The sequence below is a fragment of the uncultured Cyclobacterium sp. genome (assembly GCF_963977555.1).
Lineage (GTDB): Bacteria > Bacteroidota > Bacteroidia > Cytophagales > Cyclobacteriaceae > Cyclobacterium.
On record NZ_CAXBPD010000012.1, the window covers coordinates 162,138 to 183,855 of the forward strand.

Genomic DNA, 21,718 nt, shown 5'->3' on the forward strand with positions numbered 1-21,718 from the left:
AAGGTCATTGTTGTACAGCACAGTGCAGGACGCCTTTAAATTTAGAATTCACTTACTTTAGGTTTCAAAACAAAAGTAAACCCATGAAAATCTCAACTTTCTTGGTATTGTTTTCACTTATACTTTCCAGTAAAGCGATGGCAATATCTGACTTGACACCAGAATACTTAAGGTGTGAATACCTTGAAAATCCGTTTATTGATGAAAGAGAACCACGCTTGAGTTGGGTTTTAGCTTCTGAAGTAAGGAATCAACACCAAACGGCTTATCGCATTTTAGTGGCTAGTAAAATGGAGCTTTTAGAGCCAGGAAAGGCAGATTTATGGGACTCGAACAAAATATCTGGTGACCAAACCAACCAAGTAGTATACAAGGGAAAGGCGCTTGTTTCCCGTCAAAAATGCTACTGGAAAGTTCAGAGCTGGGATAAAAAAGACCAGCCAGGAAAATGGAGTGAGGCTTCCACTTGGGAAATGGGTCTCTTAATGGCTAGCGATTGGAAAAGTAAATGGATAGGCAAAGATTTTTCATCAAATACCTTACCTATTCCCTACAAGAACAAGGAATTATTGCTCCCCCCTTCCCCTATTCTAAGGAATAAAATAAACCTGACCAAAAAAGTTTCCAAAGCCCGATTGTATATCACTTCTCTGGGTTTGTATGAATACCGAATTGATGGCGAAAAAGTGGGGCTTGACTTTCTCGCTCCAGGCTGGACAGATTACGACAAAAGGGTTTATTACAATGTCTATGATGTCACAGATCGATTGGACCAAGGAGAACATGTTTTACAGGCCATCCTTTCTCCAGGCTGGTACAGTGGCTATATTGGTTACGCTTTATTGATAGGCAATCCGGTAGTTAGGGCATTTTATGGCGACACTCCTGCCTTGAGAGCACAATTGGAGGTTACCTATTCCGATGGAAAAACAGCCACCTTTTCCAGCAACGAGGAATGGAAAGCAGCTTCAGGAGGACTAGTGGAATCAGATATTCTTCACGGGGAAACTTTCGATGCCAGAAAGGTCCCGGAGGACTGGAGCAAAACCAATTTCAATGACAATAACTGGAGCAATGCTGAAATCATTAGTGCCGGAAATCGTAATTTGGAACTTTACCCAGCACAGCCTGTTCAAGTCACAGAAATTATAAAACCAGTAGATATTTATGAGCGGGAAAATGGTAAATTCATATTTAATATGGGACAAAATTTTGCCGGTTTAGTCAAGCTAAAAGTGAAAGGAAAGGCTGGAGATAAGGTTGTATTAAGATTTGGAGAGATGCTACACCCTGACGGCAGGCTTATGGATGAGAACCTACGCATGGCCAGGGCTACGGACACCTATATTCTCAATGGAGATCCCAATGGAGAAGAATGGACTCCCTCTTTTACCTACCATGGATTTCAATATGTAGAAGTTACCGGATTTCCAGAAAAACCTAAAAAAGAGAGTATTACAGGATTGGTTTTGGGATCAAATACCCCGAGGGTAGGTCATTTTGAGACAGATCACCCAATGGTGAACCAACTCTACAAAAACATTGTCTGGACCCAAAGAGCAAATTTTGTAGACATTCCCACAGATTGCCCTCAAAGGGATGAAAGAATGGGATGGACTGGCGATGCGCAAACCTACGCGGGTACAGCCGCCATTAATATGGATGTCTCTGCCTTTTTTACAAAATGGATCCAGGATTTAAATGATGCCCAATGGGATTATGGTGCTTACCCAGATTATGCACCCGCTCCAGGGGTTAGAATTTCTGATACCTATGCCCCAGGATGGATGGAGGCAGGAGTAATTAACCCTTATGAACAATATAGGGCCTATGGAGATACGCGCATTATAGAAAAGGGATGGGAAAACATGGAAAGATTCATGGCTTTCCATGACAAAAAAAGCAAAGGCACCTTCTTTTACCCAGAGGGATCTTTTGCAGACCTCAGCCCTAAAGGAGGCTATGGAGACTGGCTTTCAATTGGTAAAAAAACTCCTCCTGATATGCTCGCCACCATGTATTATGGTTATGTTTCACAGCTTATGTCAGAAATGGCAACCGCCATAGGCAAATCAGGAAGGGCGATGCATTACCAGAATTTATCAAAAAAGATTAAATCGGCTTTTGCTGAGCATTACATGGACAAAGAGAGCGTGAGGCTTATTACCAATGCTGCTGCTTATGGTGACGGCAAAGGATATGTGGATGGCCAAATGGGATTTTCAGGCCATACACAAACTGCTTATGCCAATGCCATTTCTCTAGATTTTCTAAACGAAGAACAAAAAAAGAAAGCAGGAGCGCATCTGGCACAGTTAATCTATGAAAATGATGGGAAATTGGCTACAGGTTTCCTTGGGGCAAAACAACTTTTACCTGCTTTAACCGCTACAGGTCACAGTGACCTGGCCTACCAGCTTCTTCTTAACGAAGAGTACCCTTCTTGGGGCTTTGAAATAAAGAATGGCGCCACTACCATTTGGGAAAGATGGGACAGTTATGTAAAAGATGATCCCGAAAAAATGGCCAGCCTCAACAATGGAATGAACTCCTTTAGCCATTATGCCTTCGGCTCAGTATTTGAATGGATGTTTAACACCATGGCAGGCATTAGGGCAGAAGAGCCGGCGTACAAGACATTTATAATCGCACCAGAAATACCCCAAAACGCGATAAATTATGTGGCGGCAAGTCATCAATCTATTCATGGAAAAATCACAAGTTCATGGAAAAAAGAAAAGGGAAAACTTCTTATGGAAGTCAGCATTCCTGTGAATACGCAGGCAACTGTTTACATCCCCGCTAAAAATGAACTTGAAGTAACATTAGATGACATACGTTTAGATCAGCATCAAGACATACAACTGGGCCACTTTTACAAAGGGAAACAGGCTGTCAAATTAGGGTCTGGCACTTACCATTTCACAAGTCACATTGATTGATCTTGGGATTATTTTTGGCTTATAATACCTCAAATCAGTAATCTATTTGATTCTGATTTGAGGCCTCTGAGGAGTATTTTTTAAGGTAATTCAATCATTTTGACGACCTTTTCCCAAATATCAGCATCTACAGGGATGCCAAGTCGAAGGTTTTCTTCTCTCCTAACAAAGGATTGTTCTCCCGGATAGCTTATTCCCATGCCTTCAAAAACTTTAGAAGATTTCAAATCTGCTAGTACATTACCAATTCTTTCGTCAAGCTTATCCTTTTGGATTCCCAAAATTTCAGGATGTAGGCATAAGAAAAACTGAGAGACCCCATACTCCTCTTTCTGCCGACCAATTTCATGGGTAGATTGTCCGTCTGATAACCCCGATGCCAAGAGGTCCAGCATCATAGACAGCCCCGCTCCTTTCCATAAACCAATAGGCAAAGCCAACTGCTCTGCCATCACCTCTAATGGATCTTTTGTAAGCTTGCCTTCTGAATCAAAACCGGCATCATAGGGCAATTCTTTATTTTCTTTTCTGTAAATCGCCATTTTTCCATAGGAGTATTGGGTCATTGCAGTATCCAGAACTACTGCTTTGTCCAAATAAGGCAAGGCAATTACCAAGGGGTTGTTGCCCAATTTTGGCTCTTTCCCGCCCCATGCTGGCATATTGGGTGTGGTATTGGTAAAACAAATCCCAATACATCCCGCTTCCGCTGCTTGCCATCCATAGTTGCCTGCACGCATCCAGTGATTTGTATTGCTCAAGGCTACACAACCCATCCCATTACTTGTAGCCATGGCTATGGCCCTGTCCATGGCTAAAGAGGCATTGTACATCCCAGCTCCCAACTGACCATTCCATCGCTCCATTATAGGTAGTGTAAACTCCTTTATCGGCTCTTTATCCGGTAATATCCTTCCTCTTTCCACCTGCTCCAAAAAAGCTGGAAAACGGTTCAACCCATGAGAGGCCACCCCATCCAGACTTGCTGTAGCAAATAGTTTGGAACAAACTTCTGCCTTTTTCTGATCAAAGCCATTCTTTATTAACACTTTGGTGAAAGTGGTTTTTAAAACTTTAAAGGGAATCCTTTTGCTAGTGCCCATGCGGTTTTTTAGTCAAGATTTATTTTCAGATTAAAAGTAAAAGAATTTTATCAGGGGTAAAAAATACTCATTAGAATTTTTAGCGATATAAGACCGACTATCACTACTTTTTTCTTCATAATATGGATTTGATAGGGCTTATTTGCTATCGATTGAAGTAAAACCATGTCGGAAATCGCTTTATTGAATCCGTAAGGGTTATATGAATTTACTTAAATAATCGTTTGAAATAAATTGATATCAAATACATATAGTCATCATCTCAATTAAATTTTTGGTTAATTCCTTCTTTTTTTACTTTTTGCATGACTAAAAATTGATTCTCCGTCTATATGAAAGTTATCAGCTGTGAACGTCCGGGTCTGTTCTCTAATAAGGAAACTGAAATGCCGCAAGCCATAAAGGGTGAGGTTTTGGTCAATATTAAAAAACTAGGGGTTTGTGGCACTGATTTGCATGCCTTTGCAGGAAACCAAGCATTTTTCACTTATCCAAGAATACTTGGACATGAAATAGCCGCCCAAGTAGCCCAACCCAATGGATCTTCACTCAAGGAAGGAGAGCCAGTTGTAGTCATTCCTTACCTTCATTGCGGGCAATGCAGTGCTTGTAAAGCAGGAAAAACCAATTGCTGTGAAAAACTCAAAGTATTGGGCGTTCATACGGATGGTGCCATGCAGGAATTCATGGCCCTTCCTGAGTCTATTCTTATTGCAACACCTCAGCTAAGCTGGGATGAAATGGCCATTGTAGAGCCACTTTCTGTAGCAGCACATTCAGTAAGAAGAGCTGGCATTCAAAAAGGAGATCAGGTCTTGGTCATGGGCTGCGGACCGATTGGGTTGGCAATCATGGTTTTTGCTAAGCTTGCAGGTGCAGTAGTAACTGCCCTGGACATCAATTCATGGAGATTAAAGTTGGCCAAAGACGAGTTCAAAGCCAGTCATACAATCAATGCCAAAGAAGTTGAGGCCAATTCAGCGCTAAAAGAGTCCTATAAAAATAGCTTTGATGCTGTAATTGATGCCACTGGCAACAAATCAGCGATGGAGGTAGGGCCCTACTACGTAGGGCATGGCGGAAAATACGTTTTGGTAGGGCTATACAAAGATCAATTGTCTTTTCACCACCCTTCAATACATGCCAAAGAATTAACCTTACTATGCAGTAGAAATGCCACTAAAGATGACTTTCAATATGTCATTTCCACCTTAGAAAGAAAATCTTTTCCTACTAGTTCCTATACCACGAATAAATTTGACTTTTCACAAACAAAAGAAAAATTCCCTGAACTTACCCATCCTGAAAACCAAGTCATCAAAGCTTTAATAGAATTTTAAAGCTTTACTTCCTAAAGGTTACCAATAACCCTCTCTACTCTACCCTCTGAAATCGGATATGCCTACGTGTATATTGGTTTATTGGGGTTTTACTGCATGGTTACTTCAGTAAAACCAAAAGTTGCATGAACAGGAATTCAAAAGAGGAAAACATGTGCTGATTTAGAATGTGTAATTCAGTTATTGGGTTTTCTACCATTCAAAAACCCTTCCCACCATTTGTAAATTGATTTTGTTTCTTGATAAATTTATTTACGAAATTTGAAAATTAAAGCGTTTAATCTATGAATAGGTTTTCATTTTTAATTCTGACCCTCGGTTTCATCGTTTTTCCATTATTTGCTAATGGACAAATGAATAGTAACTACCAAATTTTAAAGACCAATAATGCCTACGTTGTCAAGCCCCAATCAAAGGACTTTACAAGGATAGACACGGAAGGTATGAGCCTTGATTGCTCCACAACGAATCTTAGTAGTGAGTTAAACTTTGGTCATATTTCAAGTTATTTTGATGAGGAGACACAAATCCTCTTTAGAAACATGAAAATCCAGGCCAGGGTTTACGTTGACATTCAAGGTAACATCAGGGACCTTTATTTCATCTGTGAAAATGATCCTAAAGATCAAGGGATAGACTTTGCAGAACTTGCAATGACCATCCAAAGGAAATATAAAATAGCCCAAAATGATGAATGCCTTCCTAAACTGGAAGATAAATTCATTTCATGGTATATCCCATTGTACCAATATTAATTATAACCAAGCAATACTTTTCAATTTGCATTCATTGGGCCACAGTGTTAGCGCTATTTGAAGGCTTTAAAGCGTTAAGTGGAATTATACAATAGAAGAATGCCCCTCACTAACCCTATCAAAAAAAGCCAAAAAAAAAAGCCCGATTGTATCGGGCTTTTCAATAAACTTATTTTTTTTTATTTCAAAAAGAGCATTTCTCTGTATTTCACTAATGGCCATGACTCGTCATCCACTAGCAATTCGAGTTTGTCTACTGCATACCTGATAACGTCAAAGTAGGCATCTTTAACCTCCACGCTATAAAGCTTGGCTTTTTTAGAAATATCCTCTTCTTTATTCACTCGCTTCCTAGCTTCAACCATTTCGCCTACATTTGATTTGAGTGACTCAAGGTGTTTAGAGATTTCCTCAATTGTATCAAGGGCTGCTGAATGATCTAGGCCTAAGCCTTTCAAACCATTTGCATTGGCAATAAGCTTGTTTTGGTAAAGGATAGCGGTAGGAATAATGTGGTTCAAGGCCAAATCGCCCATTACACGGGATTCGATCTGAACTTTCATTATGTAATTCTCCAATCTGATTTCATGTCTTGCATGTAATTCTCTTTCATTAAGCACTCCATGCTTTTTGTAAAGGTCTGTTACTTGCTTCGAAATAAGTACATCCAAGGCATCTGCTGTACTCTTCAAGTTAGAAAGGCCTCTTTTCTCAGCTTCTTGTGCCCATTCTTCAGAATAGCCATCACCTTCGAAACGGACTTTTTTACTTTCCTTGATATATTTTCTAAGTACATTAACTATGGCAAGTTTCTTTTCTTTACCTGCACCTATTTCCTTATCTATGTCTCGTTTCATGTCTTTAAGGACATCCGCAACGATCACATTGAGTGCTGTCATTGGTCCTGCAGGATTTGCAGTAGACCCAACTGCTCTGAACTCAAATTTGTTTCCAGTAAAGGCGAAAGGAGAAGTTCTGTTTCTATCAGTGTTGTCAAGAATGATTTCAGGAATTTTAGAAATCCCCAATTTCATGTACATGTTGTCACCTTTTTCTATTTTTAAATTGCCATTTTTCTCCAATTCATCTAGGATATCAGTAAGCGTACTTCCCAAGAAGATAGAAATGATAGCAGGAGGAGCTTCATTTGCACCTAATCTGAAATCATTTCCTGCAGAAGCTATACTAGCCCTAAGAAGATCAGCATTCACATATACCGCTTTAATAGTAGCTACCAAGAAGCATAAAAACTGAAGGTTTTCTCTTGCTGAGTTACTAGGCTGGAAAAGATTAACACCTGTATCCGTAATCAATGACCAGTTATTGTGCTTTCCACTACCGTTAAGGCCTGCAAATGGCTTCTCATGGAAAAGGACTTTAAGATTGTGCTTTTCTGCCACTTTCTCCATTACCTCCATCAAAAGTAGGTTGTGATCAGTGGCTTTATTGATGTCTTCAAATAATGGCGCTACCTCAAACTGTCCAGGAGCAACTTCATTGTGACGCGTTGAAACAGGAATACCCAATTTCAATGATTCAATTTCAAAGTCTTTCATGTACTCCTTAACTCTGGAAGGAATCGACCCGAAGTAATGATCATCCAATTGCTGACCTCTAGCTGGATTATGTCCAAAAACAGTTCTACCAGCCATTACTAAGTCTGGACGAGTAGCATATAATGCTCTGTCAACAACGAAATATTCTTGTTCTACACCCAGTGAAGGATTTACTTTTTTTACATTTCTGTCAAAATACTGACAAATCTCTACAGCCGCTGCATTGATTGACTCAGTAGACCTGATAAGCGGTGTTTTAAAATCAAGTGCTTCACCTGTATACGAAACAAAAATAGTGGGTATACATAGCGCCTGATCGAAAATAAATATCGGTGAACTAGGATCCCAAGCAGTATATCCACGAGCCTCGAAAGTTGTTCTTATTCCACCGTTTGGGAAAGAAGATGCATCAGGTTCTTGTTGAACCAAAGTGCTTCCTTTAAATCTCTCCATTCCGGTCATGGCATCGAAAAAGGTATCATGTTTCTCAGCAGTTGATCCCGTAAGGGGTTGAAACCAGTGAGTATAATGCGTTGCACCTTTAGACATGGCCCATCCTTTTACTGCTGTTGCGATTTCATCAGCTGTGGACATATCGATTTTCGTTCCTTTTTCAATCGCAGCTTTGACTTTTTTGAATACAGGACTAGCTAAGGTTTCCTGCATCTCTTTTAAGCCAAAGACCTGAGATCCGAAATAATCAGAAATTTTTAAAGAAGGTGCTACTGCAGTTAACTTAGCTCTGCCTTGCACTTTCATTAACGCTTTTTGTCTTAATGTTGCCATTTGAATAGTTTATGGTTTAAAAACTAATTACAAAATTAGAAAAATAATTGAATTTTTTTCGTTTATGGTGATTTTTAGAAGCAATTTCGGTAATATTTACAGTATTGACAACAAACACACTCAAAATATCTATCAGAATGGTTCTTTTTTTTCGAATTCGTCAAATTTATTGCAAAAATGGAAAACTCAATGATATTCACTAAATTTGCACCGGAATATAAAGAAAACAAAAGTTTGAAAAAAGTAGCATTCTATACCCTCGGTTGCAAATTAAATTATGCAGAAACCTCTACTATTAGCCGTATGTTTGAAAAAAAGGGCTATAAAAAGGTAGGTTTTGAGGAAACACCTGATATTTTCATTATCAATACTTGTTCGGTTACCGAAAATGCTGATAAAAAATGTAAGAAAATCGTTAAAGAAGCCAAAAAGATCTCTCCAAACGGTTTTATTGCTATTATTGGGTGTTATGCACAACTTAAGCCTCAGGAGATAGCCACTATACCGGGGGTTGATGCGGTCTTGGGTGCGGCAGAAAAATTCAGGTTGATTGAATTACTAGATGATTTTTCAGTTGGTCAGGAGGCCAAAGTCTACGCATCTTCCATTACTGAAGCGGAGGTATTTAACAACGCTTATAGCATTCATGATCGAACTAGAACTTTTCTAAAGGTTCAAGACGGCTGCAACTATGGTTGCGCTTTTTGTACAATTCCACTTGCAAGAGGTAAAAGCAGAAGTGATACCATTAATAATATCCTAGCGGCTGCCAATGAAATTGCAGCTACCGAAGTAAAAGAAATAGTAATTACGGGTGTAAATATTGGGGACTTTGGCATTCATAATGGCAAAAGAAAAGAAAAATTCATAGACCTTATTCAGGCATTGGACCAGGTTGAAGGGATCAACAGGTTCCGAATTTCATCCATAGAACCCAATTTACTAACAAATGAATCCATTTCATTTGTCGCCCAATCCCAAAACTTTGTACCTCACTTCCATATTCCGCTTCAATCTGGAAGCAATACAATATTAAGAAAAATGGGTAGAAGGTATTTAAGGGAACTTTATGAAGATAGGGTCAGCAAAATCAAAGGCCTTATGCCTCACTGCTGTATAGGGGGTGATGTAATTGTCGGCTTTCCGGGTGAAACAGAAGAATTGTTTCTGGAAACTTATGAATTCCTCAAGGAACTACCCATTTCTTATCTTCATGTTTTCACCTATTCTGAACGGGCCAATACCAGGGCTGCAGAAATGGACGAAGCAGTAGCCATGAAAACCAGAAATAAGCGCTCAAAAATGCTAAGAATACTTTCTGAAAAGAAAAAGAGGGCTTTTTATGAAGAGAATCTTGGCAAAACATACACCGTTTTGTTTGAAGGGGATGTTGAAGATGGTAAGATGTTCGGTTTTACAGAAAACTACATTAGGGTAAGTGCCAAATATGACCCTCTTTTAATAAATGAATTGAAAAGGGTGACTTTGATAGGAATAAATGACAAAGGTAGTGTGGATGTATATGAGCCTGAAAGGGAAGAAATACACCACTAAGATTATAAATTGGTAACGTTAATCAACCGATGGTCAGCGTATTTTTTAATTTTATAATTTTTATGATGCAGGAATGACTTTCATGTCTTAAATTGGGTTATTGTAAGATTTATCCCCCAATCCAATTTATTAATATGATCACGCATCCAAAAAACTTCTTTTTTGCCATAGTTTTAATACTCCTTCAGTTTACAAATACTTATTCTCAAAGTTCACTAGGGGAAAATTTTGACCCTTATCAACCAGTGAAAATAGCTGAAGATGGTAGCTGGTGTTGGTTTCAGGATGAAAGGGCGCTGTTGATTGATAACAAAGTGTTTTTCACTGGAGTCACTGCAAAAGGATACAACACCGTTAGCGAGTGGAATTTGGATGATTACAGTTCTAAAACCACGGTAATCACCGAAGGCTCTTTGCCTGCAGATGATCACAACGTAGGTTCACTTATGTTGAGACCTGACGGTAAAATTTTAACCGTATACTCTGGACACACCTATGACGATTCCGTTAGGTATAGAACAACCGTTAACCCATTCGATATTAGTGAATGGACAGATGAATCTTCTTTTATCGCCAATGCCAAGGTTTGTTATTCCAACACCTATTATTTGGAAGAGGCTGATTTAACCTATAATTTTTTTAGAGGAAATGGCAACAACCCACATTATATGGTCTCTAAAGACTATGGAGATAGCTGGACATTTGGAGGGAGGCTTTTTGAATTTCCTGGAAGGTCCTATTTGAGGTATGCTTCTGACGGAAAAAATCGTGTACATTTCATTACCACGGATGGGCACCCAAGACACATGAATAATAATGTATACCATGGATATATTGAAAATGGTAATGCCTATAAATCTGATGGTACCTTAGTAGGACCATTAAGCACAACAGAAAACAGCAAGTTCAAACCTTCTGATTTTACAATAGTATTTGATGGTGACCTTGAAACACGTGAAGACATTGGCTGGACAAGTGACATCCAGCTGGATGATAACGGATCACCTTATTTTGTGTTCTCTGTTACCAAAGACCCAGTAACAAGAGGTGAAAGATTTAATGTCGAAAAAGGTGGCTTTGACAACAGGTACCATTACGCAAGATGGGAAAGTGGAAAATGGATCGAAGATGAAATCGCTTATGCTGGAAGTCGTTTGTACCCCAGCGAAAATGAATACACAGGTTTAATTAGCTTAAACCCCAAAGACAAAAATATCCTTTACTTTTCAGGTGATGTACATCCAGTGACTGGTGACCCACTACTTGTAGATGGTGAAAGAAGATACGAAATATTCAGGGGAGAAAGACTTAACGAGGAAAGCCCTTGGGAATTTACTCCTGTTACTTTTAATTCAAAGGAGGACAACCTTAGGCCTATCGTATTGGCGGATGATAACCGAGAAATTGTTTTGTGGCTGACAGGCAGGTATACTACTTATAAAGATTATCAGCTCAAGGTTTACGGAAAAGTAATCCAGAAAAAAAAAACGGTTAAAAAAAACGAAAACAAGAAAATAACATTTCTTATCAGTAAGGATCCTGACAATTATGAAGCGGATCTCACCATCCCCTATTTTGCAATGAAACTAGCAAAAGAAAGTGGATTTGAGACCGAAGTGATTTTAGGAGAAGGCAAAAGAAATGAGTTTAAGCTCCCAGCATTGGAGAAAAACATGGATAGTGATCTGTTGGTCTTTTTCTTAAGAAGGGTGGCACTTTCTTCAGATCAAATGCAATTGATAAAAAATCACATTGCTGCAGGCAAACCAGTCTTAGGCATAAGAACGGCCAATCATGCCTTTACCGTTAGAGAAGGAGATATTCCTTCAGGATATGAGGACTGGGAAAATTTTGTTCCCGAGGTCTTAGGGCATGAAAACAAGGGCTATGGTGCAGCCAGGGAGCCGACTCAGGTTGTAACCAAACAAAAACCCGGCAAAAAAATCTTAAAAGATATCCCTGGAGGAAAGTGGGAAAGTCAAGGTAATCTCTACTTAATCGGAAATACGCTTGATAATAAGGCTAAAGTAATATTAAGCGGTACTTCCGATGGGAAGACCAACCCTATAGCTTATACGAGGAAATTTGGAAAATCCAGGGTTTTCTATACCTCTCTTGGGTATCCTACAGACTTTACCCACCCCTATTTCATCCAATTTCTGAAAAATGCCATTGATTGGACATTAAAAATAAAATAGGCAAACCACTAACTTACCCCTCTGCTCATGAAAAGCTTCATTTTATCTCATCAACAAATCTTATTTACTGCCTTACTGTTTATTTGTATGTCTACTACATTTCAAGGTTTTGCCCAAAAATCAAATACATGGAAAACCGGAACAGCTAAAATAAACATTACGCCGAAATCTTCTTTATGGATGGCTGGTTATGGCCATAGGGACCATACATCGGAAGGAAAATATGGGGAATTATGGGTAAAGGTATTGGCATTGGAAGATGCAAAAGGATATAAAACCGTAATCGTTACTTCAGATCTATTGGGTTTGCCTAAGAATTTGTCTGATGGAATACGCAATTCAGCCATTCATCAGTTTGGCCTTCAAAAATCTCAAATTGTGCTAAACAGCAGTCACACCCATTCAGCACCTGTATTAGGTAAATCTCTTTTTGACATTTACCCAATGAATTCACAGCAACGAAATGATGTGGAAAAATACACCGATAATCTTCAGGAAGAAATAGTGAAAAGCATAGGCAAGGCACTTTCCAATATGAAGCCCTCCAAAGTATATTCTAACAATGGCACGGCTAGATTTCAGGTCAATAGAAGAAACAATAAGGAGAGCGAAGTTCATTTGTCAACCAATTTAAATGGTCCAATGGATCATGCTGTTCCTGTGTTAAAAGTACTGGATGAAAATGACCAAATCACTACAGTACTATTTGGCTATGCTTGCCATCCTACTGTACTGAGCGGTTACGAATGGTCTGGAGATTATCCAGGTTATGCTCAGGAAGTAGTCGAGAAAAACTACCCAGGAGCGATGGCCATGTTTTTCCAGGGAGCTGGTGGCGATCAAAACCCGCTTCCTAGAAGAACTCTTCCTTTGGCAAAGCAATATGGAACAGTCTTGGCGGCTACTGTAGAAAGGGTGCTCTCTGAAGAAATGAAACCTTTAGAGGCTGATTTAGGATCTGCCTATACAGAAATAGACCTGGCCCTAGAAGAAGCTCCAAGCAAGGCTGAACTTAATAAAATAATCAACGAGCAAAGTGGTTATATGAAAAGATGGGCAGAACGGATGCTTAGAGAAATAGAAGCTGGGAATACCCTCCCATCCTCTTATCCATTCCCTGTGCAAATTATAAAAATGGGTAACCAGTCTATTTTCACGATGGGAGGCGAGGTAACGATAGGATATGCCAATAAGCTCAAAGAAAAGTATGGCCCTGATATATTTGTCATGACCTATACAAATGATGTAATGAGTTATATACCGACCGAAATCGTCCTTAAAGAAGGAGGATACGAGGGACACACTGCACAAATGGTTTATGGCCTGCCTAGTAAATGGAAAACAGGATTAGAGGCACAAATTCTATCTGCATTTGATGGACTGGCCAGTAAATTAGCTATTCACCCTACTAAATAGAAGGCATTTCGAGCTTAAAAAACATGAAAAAATATACTTTTAAGATTTTCGCATTAGCAATGACAGTGCTACTAAGCACCTCCCTTAACCGTGAATTGTTTGCCCAATCAGCAAGTTATGAGGTCTTATTTGATGGTGGCGCTTTAGATAAATGGCAATCAAAGAATGCCCCATCCTCTCCCATTAAAGGATGGATAGTGGAAGATGGTATGCTCTTTATGGAAGGAAAAGGTGGCGGAGACATTATCACTAAAGAAAAGTACAGTGATTTTGAGCTGGTTTTCGAATTTAACCTAACCGAAAATGCCAATAGCGGAATTAAGTATTTTGTAGGTAATATTTACAATGAAAAATCTGGGGAATCAAAGTTAAACGGACCTGAATACCAAATTATCGATGATTACAATTACGAAGGTGTTAAGGAAGATCCCAATGGAACTACTTCCACAGGAGCAGCTTACCTGTTCTACCCTCCCAAAAATAAGCAACTAAACCCTCATGGAAGATGGAATGAGGGTAAAATTGTGGCCAAAGGAAATAAGGTTAGCCATTGGTTGAATGGTAAGAAATTAGTGAGTTACACCAGAGGAAGTAAAGACTACTTAAAGAAAAAGACTGCCAATAAATTTAAAGATGACAAAAATTATGGGGAGCTAGAAGAAGGCCATATTTTAATCACAGACCACGGAGACAAAGTCTTTTTCAGAAATATAAAAATTAAAAAGCTTTAGCCTAAAATAATTTTCAAATTGAATGTGGATGAAAGCCGAAGCTGTCTAAGGTTAAAGTTTATACCCCCATGCACCTAACCATCAATTGGTAAATATTTGGTATAGCAAATTATTAAAAAATCCCTGAAGCTGGTCAGCTTCAGGGATTTTTTAATACTGGTTTATTGAACCCAAAGTAGGCAATCTATTGCATGCTGATCCGCCGCTGCGGACAAAAACAGCCTGATTTTATTACGATTACAGCAGTGCCCGTAAACAGGGAACAGGCATTAGCCCTGACTATCGTCAGGGCGGGTAAATCCCATGATATAATCCGGACTTAAACATCCCACTTGAACCATTCCTAAGCTTTGGCAATAAATGGTTCAATCAAAGGAATTACGATAAATTCCTACTTGTATTCTTCAAGCATCAGGCTTGATTTTTCATCGAAACTTTCCCCAATTTTTGAGTTTTTCGTCAGCTCCCAATAACTTTGTTCCTGTAAAACCAAAACTTGCGTGGCCACTATCCAGCTTTGCGTCCATCCTGTGAGTGTTCCCCATGCGCCCCAACCAGAATCAGCATTGGATGCCCAATACTCCCATCGCTCATAATCAAAGCCTCTAAACCATGCGCCATCCAAATCTTTAATGGTGTCACTTTTAACTTGTATCCTTGTTAAAAAATCAGATAATTTCTCCAAGGCTTTAAAATATTCAGGATTATTGGTTGCATGAGCTGCTTCATTAAGGCTGAAAAAGGCGAAATTACTCGTATACAACATATCAGCAATGGGATCACCATTTTCAAATATCAAAGGTGCCTCATGGAGCCCATATTCTTGGTTGGAAGAAGTTCTGCCATACCTCCCTTTATCGGCACCACCCAATTCTTCTCTAATTGCCCCACTTTCAACTTGATTTTCCAAAAGCTTGCTTACAATTTTATCTAGCCATTCTCTATGCTTAGGAGTATCCTCTACTTTGACCAACCAGGCCAGTGGTAAAATCATTCTTGCGCGCTCTTGCTGAATACCATTGGTCCATAGCCAATCCTGAGGATAGCTTTCCATTGTGATTTCAATCCCTTTTTTAGCTTTGGTAAGTAAAGGTTCATATCCTGTTTTGTCATACAACCATAAATAATTTGCCCACATCCATGATTCAAAATGCGGTGCAGGGTTAATGGTCTCTTGATTCCAGTAATGCTTCCATCCCAATTGGTGCAGATTGGTATTGTTTAAACGGTTGCTCCTAAAACCATTCTGTCCAGTTGTCCTGAAGTTAGCCAAAATTGCTTCTGTCATTTCTTCATTCCAGTCTTCTTTTTGCATGTGTGCCATGGCACCTATTACTCCTAGAATTGCTCGCGCGTTATCATCTCCATAATAAACAAAAGGATGCGTGTTTGACCAACCTATTAATCCATAAGCAGCGGAGTCAGGATTATTGCGAGGCCCGTTGGTAAGATTTTCTCTATATAAAAATTTAACTAAGTTTTCTGCTTTAACATTAAAGGAGGGCTCACCCAAAAGATTGGCTGCTGCAGCCAAAGCATAAGCCCCTTCCCCTTGCACATCTGCCCTGATCCAATAACGATATTGCTGAGTACCATCATAAAAAATATTTGAGGAATGTCCTTCTAGCAAACCTTCAGAGCCATCTCCTGAAGCATACTTTTCGGGAACAAGTGGACCTATAGGGTTGGTCCCATCTCCTTGGTATTTTAGCCAATAGTCCTTCCATTCCTTGGCGATGTAGAATTTACCTTTATCAAACCAATCCACCCCATTTCTAACACTGTTCATTTTATCAGTATGTGACAAAGATTCCGTGGCATTGAAGGCTGGTTCAACATTTCGAGGCCAGGAATTATAACTAAAATCACTTTCCCCAGTAAGTTCTGAAACTATATGAGACCATAAAATTTTCCAATGGGCTTCGGGTCCAAATCTACCTTTAGCAAAATCTGACAACTTACTAAGAGCTATAAACCCTTGGTCCTTTTTGAACAATAATGGATACACTGGCACTCCCTCTAATCCGTATACGGCGCTGTCAAGGCCTGCAACTTTCGCAACCACTAGCAAGGGGTCACTAACTTCAGCCGAAATAACATGACAATCATTAATGCCCAATATCTTCATTCGATTCAACTCATCACCAAATTCATCAGACACCACCACTGCCCTTTCAAGCCTTGTCTTCAAGACTTCCCCATTGCTTTCCAGGCCTTCAAAATCTTCAGGAAACTCCAGGTAAAACTTGATGTTCTTTTGCTGAACAGTAGTAAAGAAGCCTTCGGGTACAGATACCCTTTTTTTGGGATAGTCTGTAGAGAGCACCATTAAAATAGCTCCCTTCTCCATAGCTTCTACGGCAGGCATTATTTCAGTGTGGAACTCAAATGGGTACCCCTCTCCTTTCAGCCAATGTATTAGATCGCTATCCTCCGAACCTATCACATGAATTTTATCCTTTGAGGTAAGGTTACACGAATTAATAAAAGCAGAAATCAAAATTAAAAGCCAGAATCGAAGCATGAATTGAGTTATTTGTATTAAAAACCCCAATATAGGCCAATTCTGCATATATCGTCAACCCTTTTATAAAATATTGTATCAGCGGTATAATTACACTTTTCACTAATAGGAGCCTTATTTAGGACAGTAAAAACATGGCTTTTTAAGGACTTTAAGGACTGAAATCCTTACCTTTAAATAAACATAATTAATACTGGAAAATGCCTGTCAAATATTTATCATTCCTCTTATTCACCTTTCTTGGGTTAAACATTCCATCCTTACATGCAGTAAGTATTAATGATTCCATTTTGGTGGAAATTAGAACCCCGCTTCATTGGAAACACATTGACAAAAAAGCTGATGGTGATACCATTCAAGACCCTCTCAAAAAAAGAGTTGACTGGAATAAATTGGCACCCTACTTCACGGTACCCGCTAAATACGAAGAGGTAAAAGGGAATTATAAAGACCCGTTTATTTTTGAAGACAATAGCCGGGTATCCACTTTAGAAGAATGGAAGAAAAGAAGGGTTGAAATTTTAAACTCATGGCATACCCGTATGGGTGAATGGCCAGATTTGATTGTAAAACCAAATTATAAAATCCTTGAAACCATCAATAAACCAGATCATATCAAAAAAAGAATTCGTTTTGAATGGATCCCTGGTCAAATGAGCGAAGGCTATTTATTGCTGCCACATGAGGCCAATAACCTTCCTGCTGTGGTCACCGTGTATTATGAACCTGAAACAGCAATAGGAGAAGGCAAAGCAGACAGAGATTTTGCATTACAATTGGTCAAAAGAGGATTTGTTACACTCTCGATTGGGTCCACTGAAACGTCTGACAACAGTACCTATTCCTTGTACTACCCACACATTGATAGTGCTTCAGTTCAACCACTTTCTTTACTTGCTTACGCTGCTGCAAATGCCTGGTATTTATTGGCCGACATGCCGGAAGTTAATAAGGATAAAATAGGGATTATGGGCCACAGCTACGGAGGAAAATGGGCAATGTTTGCTTCCTGCCTGTTTGAAAAGTTTGCTGCTGCAGCCTGGTCGGACCCTGGAATCGTTTTTGAACAAACGAGACCAAGCGTCAATTATTGGGAGCCTTGGTACCTGGGATATCACCCAAGACCTAGAAGAGAGAGAGGTGTTCCAACTAACGAAAATCCTGCCAGGGGTTTGTACCCTCAACTTTTGAAGGAAGGAAGAGACCTGCATGAACTTCATGTGTTGATGGCTCCCCGTCCATTTCTGGTCTCAGGTGGTGCCGAGGACGGGGAGAATCGCTGGGTGCCGCTGAATTATAGCGTCAAGGCAAATGCCTTATACGGTAAAAGAGATAGAGTGGGCATGAGTAATCGCCCTGATCATTCTCCTAATCCAGCATCCAATGAAATCATTTACAATTTCTTTGAATATTTTCTAGCACCCTAATCCATCACTAGGAAAGAAATTTCTTGAGATTGTTCTTAACAAACTCATCGTCATTCAACCATGGGTAAGCTTTGTAAACACGATCAATTTCTTCTGATTGACCAGGTGATAGTACTTCACCAGGATTGAGGCACCAAGTGCCTTCAAGCAATCCCTGACGTCTCAGTATTTCGTGAATACCAGGAATACATCCTTTGAATTGGTGCTTAGGATCAAAGATTACAGCATTTGAATCTGTAATTTGTACACCCAATTCTAGTAATACTTCCATACCTGACAAGTCATTGTCCCTACATTCTTTTATTTTTTCCATAAGGGCAACCGCTTTAGTCGTCCATACTGCCCAATGTCCAAGCAATCCTCCAGCAACTCTTTTAGTGATTTTTTTGCCATCGACTACAAAAGTAAAAGGGGTAAGGAGATCTGCTACTATATTGTCATCATTCCCTGTATACATCGCGATTTCCTCATGTCGACTAGAGGAGCATACTGCCCTTACCACATCCAAAGACTGGTACCTATTGAAAGGTGCCATTTTTATCGCCTGAACATTAGGGATGTCTGCAAAATCCTTCCAAAAGTCATAACTTAACAAGCGGCCTCCTGCAGAAGGCTGAAGGTAAAAACCAAAAATTGGAATAACCTCTGCTACTTTTTCAGCCCTTTTTATCAAATCTTTTTCCGACCAATCGCCCAATCCTCCAGCACTCAACAAACCCAGGTCGTATCCCAATTCTTTTGCCAATTTGGCTTCTGCCACTGCCTGATCAGTACCGCCAACTATTCCTGCCACCATTGCAAAAGGTCTTTCTATAGCAGCTGCCTTGACCTCTTCCATGGCCATTCTTAGTACCGGTTCGAAGAGTCCGTACTTTTCTTCTCTAATCTCAAATTGGGTACTGTGTACCCCAACAGCAATTCCACCTGCTCCTGAGGCAATGTAATAGCGAGAAAGCGCCCGTTGGTGTTTCTCATCAAGTTTTCTTTCTGCATTTAAAGCCAATGGATGGGCAGGTATGACAGTTCCATCATGTAATAATTGCTTGATAGCGGGATTTAATTCACTCATTATTTTATAATTAAAATTTTCCTTCTCTTTCCTGGAAATGGGTTGGTTTATTCAAAGTTTCTCCGTCCTGCTGCACCCATTGAACAGTCATCTCAATCATTGTCAACAAGGATACAGTGGGGTACCCGAAAAGCTGGTGACAAAGAGCGGCATTGTTTAACAAAACATTTGGCTCAGGTTCATTGATAAACACTGGTTTCTTATTCAACAACTCCCCAAACTTTTCTGCCACTTGCTTGATACTGATCGTTTCAGGTCCAGTTACATTCAATATTTTAGGAGGACTAGTGGTATGTAGCAAAGACCTGATGGCAATCTCATTTGCGTCGCCCTGCCAGATAACGTTCATATGGCCACTCCTCAAATTGATTGGCTTTTCGGTATTTACCATCTTGCATATTTCCAGTAGATTACCATAACGCATGTCTATTGCATAATTCAACCGATACATCAGCATAGGGATGTTGTATTGATGGCTGAAATATTCAAAAACACGTTCTCTTCCAAGGCAAGATTGTGCATATTCTCCGATTGGCTCTGGCGGAGTTGATTCCAAAGCTCCTCCTGATGCATAATGCATAAAAGGATATATGTTTCCACTTGAAAACACCACAATTTTAGAATTTTTGTACTTTGTCGCAACTCTTCCCGGTAAATAGGCATTCATCGCCCAAGTAGAATGCTCCTGTCCTGTTGTACCAAACTTTTTGCCTGCCATGTAGATTACATTTTCAGCTTCTGGTAAAGCTTGTAAGGCCTTATCATCCAATAAGTCTGCGGCAATACAAGTTACACCATGGTTCTCAAGATCTGTTTTCATCTTGGGATCAGAAAATCTGGAGACACCAATTACCTTTTTATTTACACCTGCATCTTTACATGCTCTGCTTGCAAGTTTTGCAAGGCTTGGCCCCATTTTTCCTGCAACGCCTAAAATGAGGATGTCTCCATTAATTTTTTTTATGTCCTCAACCAGAGCGGCTGTAGGCTTGCTAAGTATCTCCTCTAATTCTTCTATAGATTTCATTTATTTAGTAGTAATTTTTAGTGGTTTATAAATTATCCATTTTTATTCGAATAAATATCAATTGGCCTGATGAATACGGTTTATGCAAAAAACATAGAATAAGCGTTACTTATGGCCAAAGTAAAGAGCACCAATAAACCGATAATTGCGACGACATTACTGAAGGCATTGTTTTTCAAAGGTCCCATAATATTGGTATCGTTACCAATCAGAAACAAACCTAAGCCTATAAAAGGCACTGCAAATATGGTAATCCCTTGGGCGAATACAATTAATTCAAGTGGCAGCCTTCCAAAAATCAATGCTATACCAGCGCCAATTAAAATGATAAGTGAAATCAAAAGTTTCACTGGGGTGCTATTTAAATTTCTACCTAAGGACAAGGCATCGGATAGCAATGTACCTCCAATACTTGCATTACCTAATAAGGAGGAAAATGAAGCCCCAAATAAGCCAACCATAAAAACCATAAAGGAAAATTTTCCATAAACAGGCTCAAGGGCCATTCCTATATCTCCTGCAGAGGTCACTGTCACTCCTTTTGGATATAATATGGTAGCGGCACTAATCATAATCATTGATGAAATTAGACCAAGTATGATTATACCAGTATAACTTTCTCGTAGAGCATCCTTAGATTCCTCCTTTTTCCATCCTTTTTCTTGTACCAGATAAGATTGATAGAAAGCGCCTGCAATAGAAAAACTCGAAGCGACCAAGGCTATTACCAATATAAAGGAACCTTGAGGGATACTTGGGCTCAATCCCGACAATACCTCATCCCAAGCTGGTGGAGCAATAATTATGGTGAATAGGAAAGAGACGAGCATAATCCCAACCATTAGCATCATTACTTTTTCTAGGATTTTATAGAAAGACTTGAAAAATAGCAATGAAATAGCCATTAAGGAAATCACTATAATCCATAAGCTATTGGTTTGCCCTAAGGATTCAGACAAAGCTAATCCTGCCCCTACTGTATTGCCAGCCTGGAAGGCTGCAGTTACGAAAAACACACTTATTCCTGCCACTAAGGCCGCAGCCTTTCCCCATTTATTTCTAAATAAAGTGATAAGTGAAAACTCGGAAGCCATACCTATCCTTGCCCCCATTCCTGTAAAAGCTAACATTAACAATGCTGCAATTACAATTACCCAAAGTAAATGAAAGCCATAAACAGCTCCCAATTTGGAAGTAATTGTAAGACTACCAGGACCAAATACCAATGCGGCGGTAATTAGTCCAGGGCCCAAAGATTTTAACCAACGTTGGATCATATGTGTAATTCTA

At 39.5% G+C, this 21,718-nt stretch carries 14 protein-coding genes; 8 read left to right on the forward strand and 6 right to left on the reverse strand.

Features of this window, described 5'->3' with window-relative positions; all coding sequences use genetic code 11:
• Positions 1 to 83 precede the first annotated feature (83 nt).
• Entirely contained in the window at positions 84 to 2,942 is a 2,859-nt protein-coding gene (locus tag AAC073_RS15785) for a family 78 glycoside hydrolase catalytic domain (protein ID WP_339924753.1), read from the forward strand.
• A gap of 80 nt (positions 2,943 to 3,022) precedes the next feature.
• On the opposite strand, the gene yiaK is transcribed toward AAC073_RS15785, so the two are convergent.
• The gene (gene yiaK, locus AAC073_RS15790) at positions 3,023 to 4,045 is read right to left on the reverse strand and encodes a 3-dehydro-L-gulonate 2-dehydrogenase (RefSeq protein ID WP_339924754.1); all 1,023 of its coding nucleotides are present in this window, start codon (positions 4,043 to 4,045) and stop codon (positions 3,023 to 3,025) included.
• Positions 4,046 to 4,377: 332 nt separating this feature from the next.
• On the opposite strand from yiaK, the gene AAC073_RS15795 reads away from it, so the two are divergent.
• A complete protein-coding gene (locus AAC073_RS15795) occupies positions 4,378 to 5,385 on the forward strand; it encodes a zinc-binding alcohol dehydrogenase family protein (RefSeq protein WP_339924755.1) in 1,008 nt (335 codons plus the stop codon).
• A gap of 284 nt (positions 5,386 to 5,669) precedes the next feature.
• Positions 5,670 to 6,140, forward strand: coding sequence for a hypothetical protein (locus tag AAC073_RS15800; protein WP_339924756.1), 471 nt, complete (start codon positions 5,670 to 5,672; stop codon positions 6,138 to 6,140).
• A gap of 179 nt (positions 6,141 to 6,319) precedes the next feature.
• On the opposite strand, the gene AAC073_RS15805 is transcribed toward AAC073_RS15800, so the two are convergent.
• A complete protein-coding gene (locus AAC073_RS15805) occupies positions 6,320 to 8,482 on the reverse strand; it encodes a glutamine synthetase III (RefSeq protein ID WP_339924757.1) in 2,163 nt (720 codons plus the stop codon).
• 234 nt (positions 8,483 to 8,716) lie between these two features.
• Between AAC073_RS15805 and mtaB the strand changes: the two genes are divergently transcribed.
• The 4 genes from mtaB to AAC073_RS15825 all read left to right on the forward strand — a co-directional run bounded on the left by mtaB (position 8,717) and on the right by AAC073_RS15825 (position 14,381).
• Positions 8,717 to 10,036, forward strand: a complete 1,320-nt coding sequence (gene mtaB, locus AAC073_RS15810; protein ID WP_339924772.1) for a tRNA (N(6)-L-threonylcarbamoyladenosine(37)-C(2))-methylthiotransferase MtaB — start codon at positions 8,717 to 8,719, stop codon at positions 10,034 to 10,036.
• A 134-nt stretch (positions 10,037 to 10,170) separates the two neighbouring features.
• Positions 10,171 to 12,234 (forward strand): BNR-4 repeat-containing protein, encoded by a 2,064-nt coding sequence (locus AAC073_RS15815; RefSeq protein WP_339924758.1) that lies wholly within the window; start codon positions 10,171 to 10,173, stop codon positions 12,232 to 12,234.
• Between the two features lie 27 nt (positions 12,235 to 12,261).
• Positions 12,262 to 13,650: a neutral/alkaline non-lysosomal ceramidase N-terminal domain-containing protein gene (locus AAC073_RS15820; RefSeq protein ID WP_339924759.1), complete on the forward strand. Its 1,389-nt coding sequence runs from the start codon at positions 12,262 to 12,264 to the stop codon at positions 13,648 to 13,650.
• 23 nt (positions 13,651 to 13,673) lie between these two features.
• Entirely contained in the window at positions 13,674 to 14,381 is a 708-nt protein-coding gene (locus tag AAC073_RS15825; protein ID WP_339924760.1) for a DUF1080 domain-containing protein, read from the forward strand.
• A gap of 391 nt (positions 14,382 to 14,772) precedes the next feature.
• Here AAC073_RS15825 and AAC073_RS15830 read toward each other — a convergent pair whose 3' ends face one another.
• Positions 14,773 to 16,905 carry a hypothetical protein gene (locus tag AAC073_RS15830; protein WP_339924761.1) on the reverse strand — a complete coding sequence of 711 codons (2,133 nt, stop codon included), beginning with the start codon at positions 16,903 to 16,905 and terminating at the stop codon, positions 14,773 to 14,775.
• A 200-nt stretch (positions 16,906 to 17,105) separates the two neighbouring features.
• Here AAC073_RS15830 and AAC073_RS15835 point away from each other — a divergent pair, with 200 nt between their 5' ends.
• On the forward strand, positions 17,106 to 18,332 hold the full coding sequence (locus AAC073_RS15835) for a sialidase (protein WP_339924762.1): 1,227 nt from the start codon (positions 17,106 to 17,108) through the stop codon (positions 18,330 to 18,332).
• Positions 18,333 to 18,339: 7 nt separating this feature from the next.
• Here the strand turns inward: AAC073_RS15835 and AAC073_RS15840 are convergent, their stop codons facing one another.
• The 3 genes from AAC073_RS15840 to AAC073_RS15850 form a co-directional block, all read right to left on the reverse strand.
• A complete protein-coding gene (locus AAC073_RS15840) occupies positions 18,340 to 19,401 on the reverse strand; it encodes a dihydrodipicolinate synthase family protein (RefSeq protein ID WP_339924763.1) in 1,062 nt (353 codons plus the stop codon).
• Between the two features lie 10 nt (positions 19,402 to 19,411).
• Complete coding sequence (locus tag AAC073_RS15845) at positions 19,412 to 20,428, reverse strand: NAD(P)-dependent oxidoreductase (protein WP_339924764.1); 1,017 nt, start codon at positions 20,426 to 20,428, stop codon at positions 19,412 to 19,414.
• Positions 20,429 to 20,508: 80 nt separating this feature from the next.
• Positions 20,509 to 21,705, reverse strand: a complete 1,197-nt coding sequence (locus tag AAC073_RS15850; RefSeq protein WP_339924765.1) for an Nramp family divalent metal transporter — start codon at positions 21,703 to 21,705, stop codon at positions 20,509 to 20,511.
• Positions 21,706 to 21,718: the final 13 nt, after the last annotated feature.